This is a genomic window from Ancylobacter sp. TW_SC_1 (assembly GCF_056836805.1).
In genome coordinates, this window is record NZ_CM166365.1 from 2,265,211 (window position 1) to 2,284,704 (window position 19,494).

A 19,494-nucleotide genomic window follows, 5' to 3' on the forward strand; every position below is an offset into this window, starting at 1 on the left:
CCTCACTCGGCGGCAGCGGGGGCGGCCGTCCCGGAGGACGGCGGCGGGGCGGGGGGCGTCGCGGCGGGGGGGCTGGACCGGCGCTTGGCGGCGCCGCCGAACAGCGGGCCGAGGCGCGGGGCGACATAGGTCTGGTAGAGGCCGGCGATGCCGTTGGGGAAGGCGAGCACCACGGCGATGAACAGGCCGCCAAGGCCGAACAGCCACAGTTCCGGGAAGCTCTCGGAGAAGGAGGTCTTGGCCCAGTTCACCAGCAGCGTGCCGTAGATGGCGCCGAGGATGGACAGGCGCCCGCCGACCGCCGCGTAGATGACCATTTCGATCGAGGGCACGATGCCCACGAAGGACGGCGACATGAAGCCGACCTGCAGGGTGAACATCGCGCCGCCGATGGCCGAGAGCGACGCGGCGAGGCAGAAGACGAACACCTTGAAGTTGGCGACGTCATAGCCGGAGAAGCGCACCCGGTCCTCCTTGTCGCGCATGGCGACGAGGATGCGGCCGAGCTTCGAGGACTTCACGAAATAGGCGATCAGGATGCAGGCGATGAGCAGGCCGACGCAGACGAAATAGAGGATCGTCTTGGCGCCGTCGGTGCGGATGTCCCAGCCATAGAGCGTGCGCAGGTCGGTGATGCCGTTGATGCCGCCGGTATAGCCCTGCTGACCGATGATCAGGATGGTCATGATCGCGGCGAGCGCCTGGGTGATGATGGCGAAGTACACGCCGCCCACGCGCCGCTTGAACATCGCGAAGCCGACGATGAAGGCGAAGAGCGCCGGAACCAGGATCACCGCGATGATGGTGAGGGTCAGGCTGTTGAAGGGCTGCCACATCAGCGGCAGTTCGGTGATCTGGTTCCAGTCCATGAAGTCCGGGATGCCCGGCGTGGTCTGGATCTTGGTATTCTCCACGCTGGAGGCTTCCAGCTTGAGGAACATCGCCATGCAGTAGCCGCCGAGGCCGAAGAACACGCCCTGGCCGAGCGAGAGAATGCCGGCATAGCCCCAGCACAGCACCAGGCCGAGCGCCACGAAGGCGTAGGTGAGGTACTTGCCGACGAACTGTAGGCGGAAATTGTCCAGCGTCAGGGGCAGGACCACGATGAGAAGGACGGCGAGGATCGCGATCCCGATCATGTCCTGCGGGCGCAGGAAGAAGGTGCGGTCGGACTTGATCATGTGCGCCTCCTCAGCGACGGACCTTGATGACGAACAGGCCCTGCGGCCGCAGCATCAGGATGATGACCACGCCGAGCAGCGTGAGGACCTTGGCCATCGAACCGGAGAGGAAGAACTCCATGGTCGACTGGGCCTGCGAAATGGTGAAGGCGGAGGCGATGGTGCCGAGCAGGCTCTGCGCGCCGCCGAAGACGACGACCAGGAAGGTGTCGACGATGTAGAGCTGGCCGGAGGTGGGGCCGGTCGAGCCGATCATGGTGAAGGCGGAGCCGGCGACGCCGGCGATGCCGCAGCCGAGGCCGAAGGTGTAGCGGTCGACCTTCTCGGTATTGATGCCGACGGCGCCGGCCATGATGCGGTTCTGCACCACGGCGCGCACCTGTTTGCCCCAGGCCGACTTGTACATCAGAAGGGCAACGGCGACGGTGATGACGATGGTGAGGGCCATGACGAACAGGCCGTTGATCTGCACCTCAATCGTGTCGGTGACGGAAATCGAGCCCATCATCCAGTTGGGCAGCTCGACGCCGACCTCGCGGGGGCCGAAGACGGAGCGGTAGACCTGCTGGAGGATGAGGCTGAGGCCCCAGGTGGCGAGCAGTGTGTCGAGCGGCCGTTTGTAGAGGCGGCGGATCATGAGCCATTCGACCGCCATGCCGAGCGCGCCGGCGGCAATGAATGCCAGTATCATGGCGAGGAAGAAGTAGGCGCTGAACAGGCCGGGAATGTAATTCAGGAAGAACTGCGACGTGAAATAGGTCACATAGGCGCCGAGGATCATGAACTCGCCGTGCGCCATGTTGATGACGCCCATCTGGCCGAAGATGATGGCGAGACCGAGCGCCATGAGAACGAAAACCGAGAACAGGATGAGGCCGGCGAAGCCCTGCATCACGAAAATCGAGCCAAGCTCGGCCAGCGAATAGTCAGAGAACATTCAGGAATCCCCCGGCGTGCGCGCAATCGCGCGGTCTTGCGTCAACGGCATAGAGCCCCGGAGAGGGCGCAAGCCCTCTCCGGGTGGGAGCTTCAGACGATCACTGGTAGCCCTTGGGGAACGGATCGGGCTCGATCAGGTCCGGGGTCTCGAACACCACCTTGAACTGGCCATCGGGCTGGGCCAGGCCGATGCGGGCCTTCGACCACAGATGATGGTTGTCGTGGATCTTGACGTAACCTTCCGGCGCCTTGTTGAACTCGATGCCGGGCGAGGCCGCGGAGACCTTGTCGACATCGAAGCTGCCGGCCTTCTCGACGGTCATTTTCCACAGCCACGGCCCGAGATAGGCAGCCTGGGTGACGTCGCCGATCACGGTCTTCTCGCCCCACATCTTCTTGAAGGCGGCGACGAATTCCTTGTTGTTCGGGTTGTCGAGCGACTGGAAGTACTTCATCGAGCTGTAGGCGCCGGCGATGTTCTCGCCGCCGATGCCGTCGATCTCGTCCTCGGTGACCGAGATGGTCAGCAGGGTCTGCTTGTTGAGGTCGATGCCGGCCGCCTTGAGCTGCTTGTAGAAGGCGACGTTCGAGCCGCCGACGACCGCGGCGTAGATTACGTCCGGCTTCTTCAACTTGATCTTGTTGATCACCGAGTTGAACTGGGTGTGGCCGAGCGGGAAGTACTCCTCGCCGACGACCGAGGAGTCCTTCAGGTGACCCTCGATGTGCTTGCGGGCGATCTTCATCGAGGTGCGCGGCCAGATGTAGTCCGAGCCGATGAGATAGAAGGTCTTGCCGTTCTTGGTCTTGGCGACCCAGTCGAGGCCGGCGAGGATCTGCTGGGTGGCTTCCTGGCCGGTGTAGATGACGTTCTTGGACTGCTCGAGGCCTTCATAGAAGGTCGGGTAGTAGAGCATGCCGTTATACTGCTCGACGACCGGCAGCACCGCCTTGCGCGAGGCCGAGGTCCAGCAGCCCATGATGGCGGCGACCTTGTCGTTGACCAGCAGCTTCTTGGCCTTCTCGGCGAAGGTCGGCCAGTCGGAGGCACCGTCTTCCTGGATGAACTTGATCTTGCGACCGAGCACGCCGCCCATGGCGTTGATCTGGTCGATCGCCAGCTTCTCGGCCTGCACGGAGCCGGTCTCGGAGATGGCCATGGTGCCGGTCACCGAGTGCAGGATGCCAACGGTGACTTCGGTGTCGGTGACGGCCAGGCCGGTCGTGTTCACGGCAGATGTCGCCGGGGCCTGGGCGAAGGCCTGCGTGGAAAAGAGGCCGGTGGACGAAAGAAGAGGCACAGCCGGAAGCGCGGCCATGCCCATCAGGAGCTTGCGGCGCGTGCTGGAAAATTTCGATGAACTGTCGTTATTCGATGACATACAGATCCCCTCCACGGGTTTGACGTGGCCTCAACAAGCTTCGGATGTGCTTGCATTGTGTGGATCGTGGAGGCCGATGCCGCGACGCAGCAATACGTCGATTGACGTATAGGGGTTTGGCCACCCGTCCCACACAGTAGCGCCGTTACCGTGGGGACGTGTGTGCGTTCTCGCGATTTATATTCGTGCGCGCGCGTGAGTGTTTTTCTTTGAAGTTCTCAAATATCGACTGGCATCGTGGCGCTGTGATCGGCGCCGAAGCGGACGTTTTCGTCGCATGGGCGGGAGATGCGGCGATTTTCGATGCGAAACACTTCGGCAGGGGTCTGTCGACTTGAATGGAACGATTTGTGCTTGTGACCGGGCGCGGTCGGTGTGATCGCGGCGGTGAGTGCGTTGCGGCAACGACAAAATGCCCCGAGGGAGGGTGAGCACAGCAGGATGTCTGGCGTCGGCACGACGAGGCGAACCCCTATGGCGGCGGAACAAAAGATCGTTCGTGTTCGACGCCGCTACAATCAATGGGTCGTCAACGAGACGCTGGAGGACTATGCGCTCCGCTTCACCGCCAAGAGCGCGCGCCGCTGGTCGGCGCTGCGGGTCGCCAACACCGCGCTCGGCGCCGTCTCCTTCCTGGCGCTGGAGGCCATCGGCGGGGCGATCACGCTGGCCTACGGCTTCCAGAACGCGGTGGCGGCCATCCTCGTGGTCTGCGCGGTCATCTTCGCCGCCGGCCTGCCCATCAGCTACTATGCCGCCAAGTTCGGGGTCGACATCGACCTGCTGACCCGCGGCGCGGGGTTCGGCTATATCGGCTCGACCGTCACCTCGCTGATCTACGCCTCCTTCACCTATCTGTTCTTCGCCATCGAGGCGGCGATCATGGCGCTGGCGCTGGAGATGTGCTTCGGCGTGCCGCTGATGGTGGGCTATTTCATCAGCGCGCTGGTGGTGATCCCGCTGGTCACGCATGGCATCACCTTCATCAGCCGGTTCCAGCTCTGGACGCAGCCGGTCTGGCTGGTGCTGAACCTCATTCCCTTCGTCTTCATCTTCGCGCTCGACGACGAGCCGCTGGCCGGCTGGACGGCCTATACCGGGCGGTTTGGCGCGCCGGACGGCTCCTTCGACCTCGTGCATTTCGGCGCGGCGACGACGGTGATCTTCGCCCTGGTGGCGCAGATCGGCGAGCAGGTGGATTTCCTGCGCTTCCTGCCGCGCCGCGCCCCGGGCCGCAGCGAGGCGGCGCGCAACACGCTGTGGTGGGTGGCGCTGCTGAGCGCCGGTCCGGGCTGGATCGTGCCTGGCGGCATCAAGATGCTGGCGGGATCCTTCCTGGCCTATTTCGCGCTCACGCAGGGAATACCCTTCATCCACGCGGCCGAGCCCACCCAGATGTATCTGGTGGCGTTCAAGACGGTGTTCTCGCCGGAGGTGGCGCTCGCCTTCACCGGGGTGTTCGTCATCCTGGCGCAGCTCAAGATCAATGTGACGAACTCCTATGCGGGCTCGATCGCCTGGTCGAACTTCTTCTCGCGGCTGACGCACAGCCATCCGGGCCGGGTGGTCTGGCTGGTGTTCAACGTTGCCATCGCGCTGACGCTGATGGCGCTCGGCATCTACAAGGCGCTGGAGCAGATCCTCGGCCTCTACGCCATCGTGGCGGTGGCCTGGGTGGCGGCGCTGGTGGCGGATCTGGTGGTCAACAAGCCGATGGGCTGGAGCCCGCCGGGCATCGAGTTCAAGCGGGCGCATCTCTACGACATCAATCCCGTAGGCGTCGGCGCGCTGCTGGCCGGCACGCTGGTCGGCGTCGTCGCCTTCGCCGGCTTTTTCGGACCCACGCTGAAGGTCTTCGCGCCGTTCCTGGCACTGGTCGTGTCCTTCGTCGCGGCCGCCGGCATCGCCTTCGCCACCCGGGGCCGCTACTACATCGCCCGCCGCACGGCCAAGAACTGGGATGCGCGCCTCACGATCAAGTGCTGCATTTGTGAGCACAAGTTCGAGCCGGAGGACATGGCGCATTGCCCGATCTATGCCGGGCCGATCTGTTCGCTGTGCTGTTCGCTCGACGCCCGCTGCAACGACCGCTGCAAGGAGGAGGCGCGCTTCCCCGACCAGATTCTCGCGGTGCTGCGCGCCACGCTGCCGGTCTGGATGGTGGCGCAGATCAATTCGCGCCTCGGTCACTACATCGGCGTGCTGTCGCTGCTCGCAATGGTGATCGGCGGCATACTCGGCGTCATCTATTTCCAGTCGACACTGGCGCCGGTGGCCGAGCGCGAGGCGGTCGGCAGCGTGCTGTTCACGCTCTACTTCATCCTGCTGATCATCGCCGGCGTGGCGGCCTGGCTGTTCGTGCTGGCGCAGGAGAGCCGGCGCGTGGCGCAGGAGGAAAGCAACCGCCAGACGGCGCTGCTGATGCGCGAGATCGAGGCGCACAAGCGCACCGACGCCAAGCTGCAGAAGGCCAAGGAGGCCGCCGAGGCCGCCAACCTCGCCAAGAGCCGCTACGTCGTCGGCATCAGCCACGAGTTGCGCACGCCGCTCAACGCCATTCTCGGCTACGCCCAGCTGCTTGAACGCGACACCTCGATCCCGCCTCACCGGCGCGATGCCATCCGCGTGGTGCGCCGCTCGGCCGAGCATCTGTCCGGTCTCATCGATGGCCTGCTCGACATTTCCAAGATCGAGGCGGGGCGGCTGCATCTGAACCGCGACGAGGTGCGCATCGGCGATTTCCTCGACCAGGTGGTCGACATGTTCCGCCTGCAGGCGACGGCGAAGGGCATCGACTTCGTCTATGTGCGTCCCGAGCGCCTGCCGGCGGTGGTCTATACCGACGAGAAGCGGCTGCGGCAGATCCTCATCAACCTGCTCTCCAACGCGATCAAGTTCACCGAGCTTGGGCGGGTGGCGCTGCGCGTCTCCTATCGCAACCAGGTGGCGGAGTTCGAGGTCGAGGACAGCGGCATCGGCATTCCGGCGGCCGATCACCGGCGCATCTTCGAGCCGTTCGAGCGGGGCGAACGCGCCGGAACCTATTCGACCGCCGGCATCGGTCTGGGGCTCACCATCACCAAGCTGCTCACCGAGATCATGGGAGGGGAGATTTCGCTGACCTCGACGCCCGGCCAGGGAAGCAGCTTCCGAGTGAAGATGATGCTGTCGGAGGTGACGAATCCCACCCGGCTGGAGCCGATTCAGCATCGCCGCATCGCCGGCTATACCGGGCCGCGCCTCACCGTGTTGGTCGCGGACGACGACGCCGCCCATCGCGACCTGATGCACGAGCTGCTGGTGCCGCTCGGCTTCACCGTGCTCGCCGCGATCGATGGCGTGCAGGCGCTCGACATGGTGCGCGAATGGGATCCCGACCTGCTGCTGCTCGACATCTCCATGCCCGGCCTCAACGGCTGGGAGGTCGTGCGGCTGCTGCGCGATGAAGGCCGTGGACGGCTGCGCATCCTCATGATCTCGGCCAATGCCGGCGAGATTCACGGCGACGGGCTGGCCCAGCACGATGATCATCTGGTCAAGCCGGTGCATCTGCGCACGCTGCTGGAGAAGATGGCCGCGCTGCTCGGCCTCGAATGGGTCGGCGAGGCCGAGCTCGCGGCCAAGGCGGCGGAGGAGGCGATCCCGGTCGGCAAGCTGCGGGCGCCGGCGGGCGTGCACATCGACGACCTCGTGAAGCTGGGCGAGATCGGCTATGTGCGTGGCATCCAGGCCAAGCTGCGGGAAATCGAGGGCGTCTCCCCCGACAACAAGGCCTTCGTCGCGCATATGCGCGATCTGATGGAAACCTTCGACCTCAAGCAATACATGGCTGTCCTGGAGGCGTTGCGCGGCAATGATGCATAGCGTGGAGCGCCGAGACATTGTCCTGGTGGTGGATGATTCGCCGGAGACGCTCAGTCTCCTGACCGATGCGCTGGAAGCGGCCGGCGCCACCGTGCTGGTCGCCGTCGAGGGCGCCAACGCGCTGGCGCTGGTCGAGCGTATCACCCCCGACGTGATCCTGATGGACGCCGTCATGCCCGGCATGGATGGCTTCGAGACCTGCCGCCTGCTCAAGCGCAACAAATCGGTCGCCCATGTGCCGGTGATCTTCATGACCGGCCTGTCGGAGACCGAGCAGATCGTGAAGGGGCTGGAGGCCGGCGGCGTCGACTATGTGACCAAGCCGATCTCGCCGGACGAACTCATCGCCCGCATCCGCGTGCATCTCGCCAATGCGCGCCAGACCCACAGCGCGCGCGCCGCGCTGGACGCTTCCGGCCGCTATCTGCTGTCGGCGACGCGCGAGGGCAGGGTGCTGTGGAGCACGCCGCAGGCGAGCGCCCTGCTGACCTCGATCACCGTGCCGGCGCCCGGTGACAGTCTCATGCTGCCCGAGCCGGTTCGCCGCTGGCTCGACGGGCGCAAGGGCGATCCGGCAGCGATCGAGCCGGACGCGATCGACCTGCCGGTCGAGGGGTCGCCGCGCCGGTTGCGCCTGTCCTATGTCGGCCAGATCGGTCCGGAGGAGCTTCTGCTGCGCATCGTCGACGACGAGGGACTGGCGCCCGAGCAGGTGCTGCGGACCCGGCTGAACCTGACGGTGCGCGAGGCGGAAGTCCTGATGTGGCTGGCGCGCGGCAAGGCCAACCGCGACATTGGCGAGATTCTCGGCCTGTCGCCGCGCACGGTGAACAAGCATCTCGAGCAGATCTACGCGAAGATCGGCGTGGAGAATCGGGCTGCCGCCACGGCCCTCGCGGTGACCGCGCTCACGCCCAGATAGCCGGTCCAGAATCATCCAGACGCACGCTGCCGGCGCCTCCGGCGGCGCGCCTGCGCGCGTCCGGGCCCTGCCGCGTCTGGCATTATGGGTTCTATATCAATGGCTTGTAGGACAACAAGTTCCAAATCGGAACCAAAGAAGCGCAAATAAAGTTCAATTTTGTTGCTTTATTGGTAATGAAGTGTAAATTCCGTCGCCAAATCCGCGTCAGACGGGGGTAACGAGGTGACGTACCGGAGACAGATCGGCATCGGCTTGGCAGGGCTTGCGCTGTGCGTGGCGGGCTTGGGCGGTTATGCCTGGGCGCAGCCGCGGTGGGCGGGAAGTGACCTGCAGGGCGCGGTGGACCGCACCTGCATCGTCGAGATCAGTTCGTCGAACGGCAGGCTGCAGCTGCAGAACCTCTGCTACAATCCGCGCGCCGTCCGCATCAGCTGGGGCGACGGACGGCTCATCGACTACTGCCTCAACAGCAGCGGCGACGTGCGCTTTGTCGTGAAGCTGTCGGACCGCTACCAGCTGGTGCGCGAGCAGGACATCCTGCTCTGCCAGTGACGAGACGGCCGAAGCCATCGCCGGCCTCGCCCGACCAACAGAGCCGCCGCCCGCATCTGCGGAGGGCGGCTTTTTATATCGAGGTTCCGTCGTTCAGTCCGCCGGGCCGTGGCCGAGCGGGGCGAGGCGCTCCAGCTCGTCATCGGTGAACAGCCGCGAGCGGGTGAGGAAGCGCACGTCGCGCCCGTTCTCCAGGCTGAACATGCCGCCCCGGCCCGGCACCACGTCGATGATGAGCTGGGTGTGCTTCCAGTAATCGAACTGCGACGGGCTCATGTAGAACGGCGCGCCGCCGATCTCGCCCATGCGGATGTCGCGGTCGCCGACGATGTAGTCGCCTATCGCGTAGCACATGGGTGACGAGCCGTCGCAGCAGCCTCCGGACTGGTGGAACAGCAACGGTCCATTTTCGGCGGTGAGGGTGGCGATCAACTCGCGTGCTGCGGGCGTGGCGAGCACGCGCGCGATGACGTCTCCCCGGTCGCCGGCTGCGGAAACGGTGTCCGTCTGCATATGGCCTCCGGCGAAAGAAGGCGCCGCCCCGGGGAAGAGGCGGGGCGGCGCCGAGGGCTTGTATCAGAAGAAGCCGAGCTTCTTCGGGCTGTAGCTCACCAGCATGTTCTTGGTCTGCTGGTAGTGGTCGAGCATCATCTTGTGGTTTTCGCGGCCGATGCCGGACTGCTTGTAGCCGCCGAAGGCCGCGTGGGCGGGATAGGCATGGTAGCAGTTGGTCCACACGCGACCGGCCTGGATGGCGCGGCCGAAGCGATAGGCGCGATTGCCGTCGCGGGTCCACACGCCGGCGCCGAGGCCGTACAGCGTGTCGTTGGCGACGGAGAGCGCCTCGGCCTCATCCTTGAAGGTGGTCACGGACACGACCGGCCCGAAGATCTCCTCCTGGAAGATACGCATCTTGTTGTGGCCCTTGAACACGGTCGGCTTCACATAGAAGCCGCCGGCCAGATCGCCGCCGAGCATGTTGCGCTCGCCGCCGGTGAGCACTTCGGCGCCTTCCTGCTTGCCAATGTCGATATAGGACAGGATCTTGTCGAGCTGCTCGGAGGAAGCCTGCGCGCCGAGCATGGTCGCCGGGTCGAGCGGCGAGCCCTGGACGATGGCTTCCACCCGCTTCAGCGCCCTTTCCATGAAGCGATCATAGATGCTTTCCTGGATCAGCGCGCGGCTCGGGCAGGTGCAGACCTCGCCCTGGTTGAGCGCGAACATGACGAAGCCTTCGATCGCCTTGTCGAAGAAGTCGTCGTCCTCGGCCACCACATCGGCGAAGAAGATGTTCGGCGACTTGCCGCCCAGCTCCAGCGTGACGGGGATGAGGTTCTGGCTGGCATACTGCATGATCAGCCGGCCCGTCGTCGTCTCGCCGGTGAAGGCGATCTTGGCGATGCGCGGCGAGGAGGCGAGCGGCTTGCCTGCCTCCAGGCCGAAGCCGTTGACGATGTTCAGCACGCCCGGCGGCAGCAGGTCGGCGATGAGCTCGGCCAGCACGAGAATGCTCGCCGGGGTCTGCTCGGCCGGCTTCAGCACCACGCAGTTGCCGGCGGCGAGCGCCGGGGCCAGCTTCCACACCGCCATGAGGATGGGGAAGTTCCACGGGATGATCTGTCCGACGACGCCGAGCGGCTCGTGGAAATGGTAGGCGATGGTGTCGTGGTCAATCTCGCTGATACCGCCTTCCTGAGCGCGCACGGCGCCGGCGAAATAGCGGAAATGGTCGACGGCGAGCGGCATGTCGGCCGCGGTGGTCTCGCGGATCGGCTTGCCGTTGTCCCACGTCTCGGCGAGGGCGAGGAGGTCGAGATTCTCCTCCATGCGGTCGGCGATCTTGTTGAGGATCACGGCGCGCTCGGCAGCCGAGGTCTTGCCCCAGGCGTCCTTGGCGGCATGGGCGGCGTCGAGCGCCTTCTCGATGTCATCCTTGTCGGAGCGGGCGATCTCGCAGATCTTGCCGCCGGTGACGGGCGAGGTGTTGTCGAAATAGCGGCCGGCGACCGGCTCGACGAACTTGCCGCCGATGAAGTTGCCGTAGCGGGCCTTGAATGGAGACTGCTTGGTGATGGCGATTTCAGGCTTGTTCATTGGATCCTCCCAGACTGGGACACAGAAGATTGCAGCGCTCGTGCCAGACCAATACCGCAGTGCACAAAATCGTCGCTGCGGTACGGCAAAATACTGAAACTGCTGAGTTTGGCGATGTACTCGCGATGGCTTGAAGATAAAGCCGATGGACGCAGGCGGAAAACTTGCTAGAAACTGTCGGAAAGAACAACAAGACCTGCGACATGTGTTGCATTTTGCAACACTCCGGGAGGATCGCATGCGCCACGAGGTCTCGACGCGCACCGTGCTCGCGGCGCGAAAGCAGTTCTTTCAGCTGGGCCGGCCCGACCGGGCGCTGGCGGCGCTGGTGCCGGAGCCGATCCTGCGCTCCTGGCAGCGCTGTGCCGAGCGCGGGCTCGACTGCGCGGCCCTGCCGCGCCTCGAACCGCTGACCGCGCACGAACTGAGCGTCATCACCGAGCATCACGAAAGGCTGCGCCGGCTGTGCCGGCCGGAGATCGAGAGCCTCTACGCCGATGCCATGCAGACCGGCTGCGTGGTCATCCTCACCGATGCCGACGGACTGATCCTCGACGCGCTCGGCAATGCCGACTTCGCCGCCCGCGCGGCGCAGGTGGCGCTGCGCCCCGGCGTGCTGTGGGGCGAAAGTTCGACCGGCACCAATGCGGTGGGCACCGCGCTGGTCGAGGGCCGGCCGATCGCGGTGCATGGCGGCGAACACTATTACGACCCGCATGGAATCCTGAGCTGCTCGGCGGCGCCGATCCTCGACCCCTATGGCCAGACAGTGGGCGCGCTCGACATGTCGGGCCCGGCGGCGGTCGACCATCGCCACGCGCTCGGCCTCGTGCGGCTCGCGGTGGAGCAGATCGAGCACCGCTTCTTCGACGAGGATTTCGCCGGCCGCCGCATCCTGCGCCTGCAGTCCGACCGCGCCCTGCTCGGCACGGCGCGCGAGGGCGTGCTGGTGTTCGAGGACGACCGGCTGGTGGCGGCGAACCGTACCGGCCTCGGCCTGGTCGGCGCGGACTGGTCGGCGTTGGGCGAGAGGCGTGCCGGCGAACTGCTGGAGCGCCTGCCGGGCGCCGATGGCGAGACCCGGGCGCTGCGCGGCCCGGATGGCAAGGCGCTTTACGGCCACTTCGAAGGCCGGCCGTCGCCCGGTCCCGTCGCCCCGCTTGCCCGCCCGGCCCGGCGCGAGGAAGGTCCGCTTCTCGGTGCGAGCGAGCGCGCCGCACTGGCGCGGGCCGTGCGCATGGTCGAGGCCGACGTCCCGGTGCTGATCCGCGGCGAGACCGGCACCGGCAAGGAACTCGCGGCACGCGAAATCCACAGGCTGAGTGCGCGGGCGGCCGGGACCTTCGTCGCGGTGAACTGCGCGGCGATTCCCGAGACACTCATCGAATCCGAGCTGTTCGGCTATGAGGAGGGCGCCTTCACCGGGGCACGCCGGCATGGCCGCCGCGGCCTGCTGCGCGAGGCCGATGGCGGGGTGCTGTTCCTCGACGAGATCGGCGACATGCCGCTGGCGCTGCAATCGCGGCTGCTGCGGGTGCTGCAGGAACGCGAGGTCGCCCCGCTCGGCGGCGGCCGGCCGGTGAAGGTGGATTTCGTGCTGCTCTGCGCCACCCATCGCGACCTGCGCGCGCTGGTCGAGGCGGGCAGCTTCCGGCAGGACCTCTATTTCCGCATCGCCCATTACACGGTGGAACTGCCGCCGCTGCGCATCTTGGCCGACCGGGCCGAGATCGTGCGCTCCCTGTGGCACCGGCTCGTCGGCGACGAGCGGCTGACGTTGTCGGAGGGCTGCGAGGCGCGGCTCGCCGGCTATGGCTGGCCCGGCAATTTCCGCCAGCTCGCCGGCACGCTGCGGGCGCTCGCGGCGCTCGCCGAGCCCTATCGGCCGGTGGCCGAGGAGATGCTGCCGGCCGATATCCTTACCGCTCCGGCAGCAGCAGCAGCGGCGCCGGCCGGCGGCACGCTCGACGCGCTGACGGTCGAGGCGATGCGGCGGGCGCTCGATGCCTGCGGCGGAAACGTCTCGCAGGCGGCCCGGCGGCTCGGCGTCAACCGTTCGACCCTGTACCGGCGGCTGTTTCACGCCTGATCGCGGGATCGCCGGGCGCGCGTTTCGCGGGAACCACCCAGCGCCGCGGCCCGGCCGCCGGGACCTTCAGAGCTCGGTCGGCTCGGGGTCGTGCCGGGGGGCGCTGTCGTCGCCCTCGGCCCGGTCGCGATAGAGCGAGGCGCTGGCCAGCAGCATCAGCGTCACCGGCGTGGTGATGGTGATGAAGAGGGCGATGAGTACCTCGTGCACCAGCGGCCGGCTCTGCAGCACCGAGAAGCAGATCATCGAGCCGACCAGGATCGAGCCGGTGCCGAGCGTGGCGCCGAGCGAGGGGGCGTGCAGGCGGGCGTAGAAATCCGGCAGCCGCCACAGGCCGATCGAGCCGATCAGCGTGACCAGCGCCCCGGCGACGAGGAAAAACGAGACCAGCAGCGCCGCCCAGAGCGGCAGATCGGGCGCCTGGCTCATTCGATCACCTCGCCGCGCATGAGGAATTTGGCGAGTGCCACCGTCCCCACGAAGCCGAGCAGACCGATGATCAGCGCCGCCTCGAAATAGAGCGTCGCGCCGCTGCGTATGCCGAGGGTAAGTAGGATCAGCATGGCGTTCACGTAGAAGGTGTCGAGGCCGATGATGCGGTCCTGCGCCCGCGGGCCACGGATGAAGCGCAGCGCCGCGCAGCCCATGGCGAAGGTGAGAAGCACCTGTGCCGCCGTGATCGACCAGCCGAGGATGGCGACGCTCATTCGAAGATCTCCATCAGCAGCCCCTCATACCGCCCCTTGATGGTGCGCACCCATTCCCGGTCGTCGACGAGGTCGAGCACATGCAGCAGCAGCACGCGGCGCGAGGGATCGTAGCGCACCCACTGCGTGCCGGGCGTGCAGGTGAGGATGATGGCGAGCACCGCGAGGCCGTAGGAGCTGGTCAGGTCGAGCCTCAGGCTCATGAAGCCGGAATGGGTGCGCCGGTCCTCATGGCCGAGGATGATGCTGCCCACGGCGAGGTTCGAGCGGAACACGTCGACGAAGACGCGCCCGGCGAGGCGGATCGCGGCGACCGGCCGGCGCAGCCGCACCGGCGGCGGGTCCAGCGCCACCATCGTCCAGCAGCCGCCGAAGGCGACGACCGCGCCGAGCAGGAACTGGCCGGGCGACAGGCTCTGGGTCATCAGCAGCCACATCGCCAGCAGGGCAAGGAACAGCAGGGGATGGGGCAGGATGCGCTTGATGAGGGCTGTCATGGCGCGCCCTCCGTGACCTTCGGATGCCCGCCCACGGCATGGCCGCCCGTGCCCGGGCCGAGCACGTCGCGGGCATATTCGCTGGGCCAGTAGAGGATCTGCGCCGTCGCCTCCATGTAGCGCATGGTCGGCCCGCCCAGCACCGTCATCGCCGCGCACAGGAAGAGCAGCACGCCGACCGGGATGGCCTCGATGGCGCGCACGCGCGGAATCTCGTTCTCCGCCGGCACCCACAGTGTGCGGATGCCGTTGCGCGTCATGGCGATCAGCGTGCACAGGCCCGAGGCCATGAGCAGCACGACGAATGCCCAGGCGGAGGCGGGGATGTCGCCGGCCTCGTTCATCAGCGCCGAGAGCATGGCGAATTTGGCGATGAAGCCGGACAGCGGCGGCAGGCCGGCGAGCAGCGCCGTGCAGGCGACGAAGGCGCCGCCGAGTACGGCGATGGTGGCGGGGATGGCGACGCCGACCTCCTCGTCCTCGTCCTCGATGTCCTCCTCCGGATCGCCGAAGATCTCGAGCGTGACGGCCAGCACGTCGGCGCCGGCGGCCTGGCCGCGCTCGATCAGTTCGACGAGCAGGAAATAGGCGCTGATCGCGAAGGTGGAGGCGACGAGATAGTAGAGGGCGCCGGAGATCACCGCGCTATTGCCGGTGCCGATGGCGGCGAGCAGCGTGCCCGACGACACCAGAACGGCATAGCCGCCCAGCCGCTGCATCGACTGCGAGGCGAGCACGCCGATGCCGCCGAAGGCGATGGTGGCCATGCCACCATAATACAGCCAGAGGGCGCCGAACTCCTCCGAGGCGCCGGCCTCGTCGCCGAAGCACAGCAGGAACAGGCGCAGGATGACGTAGACGCCGACCTTGGTCATGATGGCGAACATGGCGGCGATGGGCGCGCAGGCGGCGGCATAGGTGGTCGGCAGCCAGAAGCTGAGCGGCCACATGCCGGCCTTCACAAGGAAGGCGATGCCGAGCACGGCCGCGCCCGCCTCCATGAGTGTCCGCGACTCTGGCGGCAGCGTCGGCACGATCCGGCTGAGATCGGCCATGTTGAGCGTGCCGGTGACGCCATAGATGACCGCGACGCCGACCAGGAACAGCGAAGAGGCGACGAGGTTGATCGGGATGTAATGCAGTCCCGCCCGCACCCGCGCCGTGCCCGAGCCGTGCAGCACCAGCCCGTAGGAGGCCGCCAGCAGGATCTCGAAAAAGACGAACAGGTTGAACAGGTCTCCGGTGAGGAAGGCGCCGTTCAGCCCGGTCAGCAGCAGTAGGAACAGCGTGTAGAAACGCGGCCCCGCCCTGTGCCAGCGCGCCATGGCGAAGAGCAGCGTCGCGCAGCCGAGCAGCGCGGTGAGCAGCAGCATCAGCGCGGCGAGACGGTCCACCACCAGCACGATGCCGAAGGGTGGCGGCCAGTTGCCGAGCGGATAGACGAAGATCGTCGACCAGCGATCGTCGCTCGGCAGAATCCCCATCACGACGAGGGTAATGGCGATGGCGAGCAGCGCGAAGACGGTGAACAGGCTCAGCACCATCTTCAGAAGGCGCCGGCGCTCGTCGAACAGCAGTATGAAGGCGCCGACCGCGAGCGGCAGCAGGATCGGTAGGATGGCGAGGTGGTCGAGGACGGGGGTCATCGTTCCGGCTCCCGTCCGTCGACATGGTCGGTGCCGGTGCGTCCGCGCGCGGCGAGCAGGACAACGAGGAACAGCGCGGTCATGGCGAAGCCGATGACGATGGCGGTGAGCACCAGCGCCTGCGGGATCGGGTCGGCCACGGCGGACGGATCGCCCACCCCACCATTCTTGAGGATGGGCGGTGCGTCGATGCGCAGCCCGCCTCCGGCCATGGCGAAGATGAACAGGTTCACCGCATAGGAGATCAGCGACAGGCCGACGATCACCTGGTAGGTGCGCGGGCGCAGGATCAGCCACACGCCGGAGGCAGCGAAGACGCCGATGCCGATGGAAAGGATCATCTCCATCACTCGCCTCCTTCCGCCGCCTGCGCGGCGCGCGTGCTGCGCAGCGACTGGTGGGCGAGGGCGATGAGGATCAGCACCGTGGCGCCGACTACGAGGGCGAACACGCCGAGATCGAACAGCAGCGCCGAGGCCGCCGGCATCTTCCCGATGAAGGGCAGCTCGACATACTGGAAATGCGAGGTCAGGAAAGGATAGCCGAACCACCACGAGCCGACGCCGGTGGCGCAGGAGGTGAGCAGGCCGATGCCCATCCAGCGCAGCGGCAGCACGCGTAGATGGTCCTCCACCCAGCGCGCGCCGCTTGCCATGTACTGCACCACGAAGGCGATGGAGAGGGTGATGCCGGCCGCGAAGCCGCCGCCCGGCAGATCGTGGCCGCGCATGAACAGATAGACCGCCATCACCGCGATCACCGGGAACAGCCAGTGCATGATGAGGCGCGGGATCAGCATGTAGTCGGTCACGGTGTCGCCGGGCGAGCGGTCGGGCGCGGCTTCGTCGAAGGCGTCCTGAAGCCGCTGCTGCTCGGGTGAGGCGATGCTCTCCGGCGCCGGGCGGAAACGGCGCAGCAGCGCGAAGACGGTGAGCGCGGCAAGGCACAGCACCACGATCTCGCCCATCGTGTCGAAGCCGCGGAAATCGACCAGGATGACGTTGACGATGTTGGTGCCGCCGCCTTCCGTATAGGCGCGCTCGACGAAGAAGCGCGACACGCTCTCCGGCAGCGGTCGCGTCATCAGGCAATAGGACAGGAAGGCCAACACCCCGCCGAGCGAGCACGCGATGGCGAGGTCGGCATAGCGGCGCAGCAGCACTTTCAGCGGCGGGCGGGTCGGATACACCTCCTCGATGCGCTTGGGCAGCCAGCGCAGGCCAAGCAGCAGCAGCACGGTGGTGACGATCTCGACGAGGAGCTGGGTGACGGCGAGGTCGGGGGCCGAGAGCCAGACGAAGGTGACGCAGGTGACGAGGCCGGCGCCGCCGACCAGCACCAGCGCGGCGAAGCGGTGATACTTGGCCTGGTAGGCCGCGCTGAGCGCGCAGGCGAGCCCGATCGCCCAGAGCAGCGCGAAGGCCGGTGCGACGGGCGTGCCCGGCAGGCTGCCGGTGCCGACGGCTCCATTGGCGACGAAGGGCGCCAGCGCCGCGACCACCGCCATCACCACCACGATGCGCATCTGCGGCTGCAGCCGCCGCGTGCCGAGCGCGGTTTCCGCCGCACGCGCCCATTGCCAGGAAAGGGTGACGAGCACCTTCTCGAAGATACGCTGGCCCTTGAACTCGCGCAGGATCGGCGGCCCCTCTACGCCGCTTTCGAGATAGCGGCGGAGCGCCAGATAGAGCACCACGCCGCCGACCAGCGCGATGAAGCTCATCAGCAGCGGCAGGGTGAAGCCATGCCAGAGCGCAAGGCTGTAATAGGGCGCGGTGCCGTTCAGCAGCCCCTTGACGGTGGTGGCGAGGAACGGGCCGACGGTGAGGCCGGGCACGATGCCGATCATCAGGCAGATCAGCACCAGGAACTCGATCGGGAAGCGCATCCAGTGCGCCGGCTCGTGCGGCCGACGCGGCAGGTCGATCGGCGGAGGCCCGAAGAACACGCCGAGGATGAAGCGCAGCGAATAGGTGACGCTGAACACGCCGGCCAGCGTCGCCCAATAGGGCAGGCTGTCGTCGAGCAGCGAGCCGGTATGGTCGGCGACCGCCTCGGCGAAGAACATCTCCTTGGAGATGAAGCCGTTGAGCAGCGGCACGCCGGCCATGGCGGCGGCGGCGACCATGGCGAGCGTGGCGGTGAAGGGCATGTAGCGGTAGAGCCCGCTCAGCTTGCGCAGGTCGCGCGTGCCGGTCTCATGATCGATGATGCCGGCCGCCATGAACAGCGATGCCTTGAAGATGGCGTGGTTCAGCGTGTGGAAGACCGCCGCCACCGCCGCCAGCGGGCTGCCGAGGCCGAGCAGCAGCGTGATCAGTCCGAGATGGCTGATGGTCGAGTAGGCGAGCAGCCCCTTCAGGTCCTGCTGGAAGATGGCGATGAAGGCGCCGAGCAGCAGCGTCACCAGCCCAGCCGGCACCACCAGATAGAACCAGGCATCGGTGCCCGCCATCACCGGCCAGAGCCGCATCATCAGGAAGATGCCGGCCTTCACCATGGTGGCGGAATGCAGATAGGCCGAGACCGGGGTGGGCGCCGCCATGGCATGCGGCAGCCAGAAATGGAAGGGGAACTGCGCGCTCTTGGTGAAGGCGCCGAGCAGGATGAGCACCAGCGCGGGAACGTAGAGAGCGCTGTCGACGATGAGGTCGCGCGATTCCAGCACCCGGTCGATGTCGTAGCTGCCGACGATGCGCCCGACCAGCAGCACCCCGACCAGCAGGCACAGGCCGCCGGCGGCGGTCACGGTGAGGGCCATGCGCGCGCCGTCGCGCGCGGTCGTGCTGTGATGCCAGTAGCCGATGAGCAGGAAGGAGAACAGGCTGGTCAGTTCCCAGAAGAAGACGATCTGTACTAGGTTTCCCGATACCACTACGCCGATCATCGAGCCCATGAAGGCGAGCAGGAAGGAGAAGAAGCGCGGCACCGGGTCTTCGCGCGACATGTAGTAGCGCGCGTAGAGCACGACCAGCGCGCCGATGCCGAAGATCAGCATGGCGAACAGCCAGGAAAGCCCGTCGAGCCGGAGCGTGAAGTCCAGCCCAAGCATGGGCAGCCAGGTGAGCGAGAGCCGCACCGGCCCTTCATCGGCGATCGGTGCGTAGAGCCACACCGAGATGGCGATGCCCGCCATGGCCACGCTTCCGGCCAGGACCGCCGCGGCGTTTCGCGCGTGGGTCGGCAGGAACCCCGCGAGCAGGCTGCCCATGAAGGGCAGGGCCAGCGCGACGAGGAGGAGCGTGCCATTTGACATAGGTAGCGGGAGCCTCCCTGCGGGCAGATTTCCTCGGGGCCTTGCGTGATTTCGCCCATTATGGTTGATTTGGTCGTCTCTACGCAAGGCAGAAGCGATGGATTTGGCGCCCGAACAATGCCGCGCCGCACGCGGACTGCTCAATTGGACGCAAGAGCGTCTGGCCGTCCGTGCAGGCGTTTCCCGCAGTACTGTCCGCGACTTCGAGCGGCATCGTCACGTGCTGCATCGGGGCACGGAGACGTTGCTGATCAGCACCCTGCAGGATGCCGGCGTGATGCTGCTGCCGCCCGGCGAATATGGGCCGGGCGTGCGTATCCGCTGAGAGGCCATCCTCCTTCCCTCATGGCCGGGCCTCTCAG

The 19,494-nt window shown here is 66.6% G+C and carries 16 protein-coding genes; 5 read left to right on the forward strand and 11 right to left on the reverse strand.

Annotated elements, in window-relative coordinates; genetic code table 11:
• Nucleotides 1–2: 2 nt before the first annotated feature.
• The 3 genes from urtC to urtA form a co-directional block, all read right to left on the reverse strand.
• A complete protein-coding gene (gene urtC / locus AC1PZ7_RS10470; RefSeq protein WP_482359405.1) occupies nucleotides 3–1,181 on the reverse strand; it encodes an urea ABC transporter permease subunit UrtC in 1,179 nt (392 codons plus the stop codon).
• A gap of 10 nt (nucleotides 1,182–1,191) precedes the next feature.
• Complete coding sequence (gene urtB / locus AC1PZ7_RS10475; protein WP_482359406.1) at nucleotides 1,192–2,118, reverse strand: urea ABC transporter permease subunit UrtB; 927 nt, start codon at nucleotides 2,116–2,118, stop codon at nucleotides 1,192–1,194.
• 100 nt (nucleotides 2,119–2,218) lie between these two features.
• Nucleotides 2,219–3,502: an urea ABC transporter substrate-binding protein gene (urtA, locus tag AC1PZ7_RS10480; RefSeq protein WP_482359407.1), complete on the reverse strand. Its 1,284-nt coding sequence runs from the start codon at nucleotides 3,500–3,502 to the stop codon at nucleotides 2,219–2,221.
• Between the two features lie 474 nt (nucleotides 3,503–3,976).
• Between urtA and AC1PZ7_RS10485 the strand changes: the two genes are divergently transcribed.
• The 3 genes from AC1PZ7_RS10485 to AC1PZ7_RS10495 all read left to right on the forward strand — a co-directional run bounded on the left by AC1PZ7_RS10485 (nucleotide 3,977) and on the right by AC1PZ7_RS10495 (nucleotide 8,843).
• Nucleotides 3,977–7,366 carry a hybrid sensor histidine kinase/response regulator gene (locus AC1PZ7_RS10485; protein ID WP_482359408.1) on the forward strand — a complete coding sequence of 1,130 codons (3,390 nt, stop codon included), beginning with the start codon at nucleotides 3,977–3,979 and terminating at the stop codon, nucleotides 7,364–7,366.
• The gene (locus tag AC1PZ7_RS10490; RefSeq protein ID WP_482359409.1) at nucleotides 7,356–8,288 is read left to right on the forward strand and encodes a response regulator; all 933 of its coding nucleotides are present in this window, start codon (nucleotides 7,356–7,358) and stop codon (nucleotides 8,286–8,288) included. The genes AC1PZ7_RS10485 and AC1PZ7_RS10490 overlap by 11 nt, the downstream gene beginning before the upstream one ends.
• Nucleotides 8,289–8,513: 225 nt before the next feature.
• Nucleotides 8,514–8,843 (forward strand): hypothetical protein, encoded by a 330-nt coding sequence (locus AC1PZ7_RS10495; RefSeq protein WP_482359410.1) that lies wholly within the window; start codon nucleotides 8,514–8,516, stop codon nucleotides 8,841–8,843.
• Between the two features lie 93 nt (nucleotides 8,844–8,936).
• Here AC1PZ7_RS10495 and AC1PZ7_RS10500 read toward each other — a convergent pair whose 3' ends face one another.
• Nucleotides 8,937–9,356, reverse strand: a complete 420-nt coding sequence (locus AC1PZ7_RS10500) for a DUF779 domain-containing protein (RefSeq protein ID WP_482359411.1) — start codon at nucleotides 9,354–9,356, stop codon at nucleotides 8,937–8,939.
• Between the two features lie 63 nt (nucleotides 9,357–9,419).
• On the reverse strand, nucleotides 9,420–10,937 hold the full coding sequence (gene adh, locus AC1PZ7_RS10505; protein WP_482359412.1) for an aldehyde dehydrogenase: 1,518 nt from the start codon (nucleotides 10,935–10,937) through the stop codon (nucleotides 9,420–9,422).
• Between the two features lie 238 nt (nucleotides 10,938–11,175).
• Here adh and AC1PZ7_RS10510 point away from each other — a divergent pair, with 238 nt between their 5' ends.
• Nucleotides 11,176–13,026 carry a sigma-54-dependent Fis family transcriptional regulator gene (locus AC1PZ7_RS10510; RefSeq protein ID WP_482359413.1) on the forward strand — a complete coding sequence of 617 codons (1,851 nt, stop codon included), beginning with the start codon at nucleotides 11,176–11,178 and terminating at the stop codon, nucleotides 13,024–13,026.
• Between the two features lie 66 nt (nucleotides 13,027–13,092).
• Here the strand turns inward: AC1PZ7_RS10510 and mnhG are convergent, their stop codons facing one another.
• The 6 genes from mnhG to AC1PZ7_RS10540 are packed head-to-tail and all read right to left on the reverse strand — an operon-like array spanning nucleotide 13,093 to nucleotide 19,132.
• Entirely contained in the window at nucleotides 13,093–13,455 is a 363-nt protein-coding gene (gene mnhG / locus AC1PZ7_RS10515) for a monovalent cation/H(+) antiporter subunit G (RefSeq protein ID WP_482359414.1), read from the reverse strand.
• Entirely contained in the window at nucleotides 13,452–13,733 is a 282-nt protein-coding gene (locus AC1PZ7_RS10520; RefSeq protein WP_482359415.1) for a K+/H+ antiporter subunit F, read from the reverse strand. Before AC1PZ7_RS10520 ends, mnhG begins: the two co-directional genes overlap by 4 nt.
• The gene (locus AC1PZ7_RS10525; protein WP_482359416.1) at nucleotides 13,730–14,230 is read right to left on the reverse strand and encodes a Na+/H+ antiporter subunit E; all 501 of its coding nucleotides are present in this window, start codon (nucleotides 14,228–14,230) and stop codon (nucleotides 13,730–13,732) included. The genes AC1PZ7_RS10520 and AC1PZ7_RS10525 overlap by 4 nt, the downstream gene beginning before the upstream one ends.
• Nucleotides 14,227–15,876: a monovalent cation/H+ antiporter subunit D gene (locus tag AC1PZ7_RS10530; RefSeq protein WP_482359417.1), complete on the reverse strand. Its 1,650-nt coding sequence runs from the start codon at nucleotides 15,874–15,876 to the stop codon at nucleotides 14,227–14,229. Before AC1PZ7_RS10530 ends, AC1PZ7_RS10525 begins: the two co-directional genes overlap by 4 nt.
• A complete protein-coding gene (locus AC1PZ7_RS10535; protein WP_482359418.1) occupies nucleotides 15,873–16,223 on the reverse strand; it encodes a Na+/H+ antiporter subunit C in 351 nt (116 codons plus the stop codon). The genes AC1PZ7_RS10530 and AC1PZ7_RS10535 overlap by 4 nt, the downstream gene beginning before the upstream one ends.
• Complete coding sequence (locus AC1PZ7_RS10540) at nucleotides 16,223–19,132, reverse strand: monovalent cation/H+ antiporter subunit A (protein WP_482359419.1); 2,910 nt, start codon at nucleotides 19,130–19,132, stop codon at nucleotides 16,223–16,225. Before AC1PZ7_RS10540 ends, AC1PZ7_RS10535 begins: the two co-directional genes overlap by 1 nt.
• Before the next feature lie 97 nt (nucleotides 19,133–19,229).
• On the opposite strand from AC1PZ7_RS10540, the gene AC1PZ7_RS10545 reads away from it, so the two are divergent.
• Entirely contained in the window at nucleotides 19,230–19,457 is a 228-nt protein-coding gene (locus AC1PZ7_RS10545) for a helix-turn-helix domain-containing protein (RefSeq protein WP_482359420.1), read from the forward strand.
• Nucleotides 19,458–19,494 lie beyond the last annotated feature (37 nt).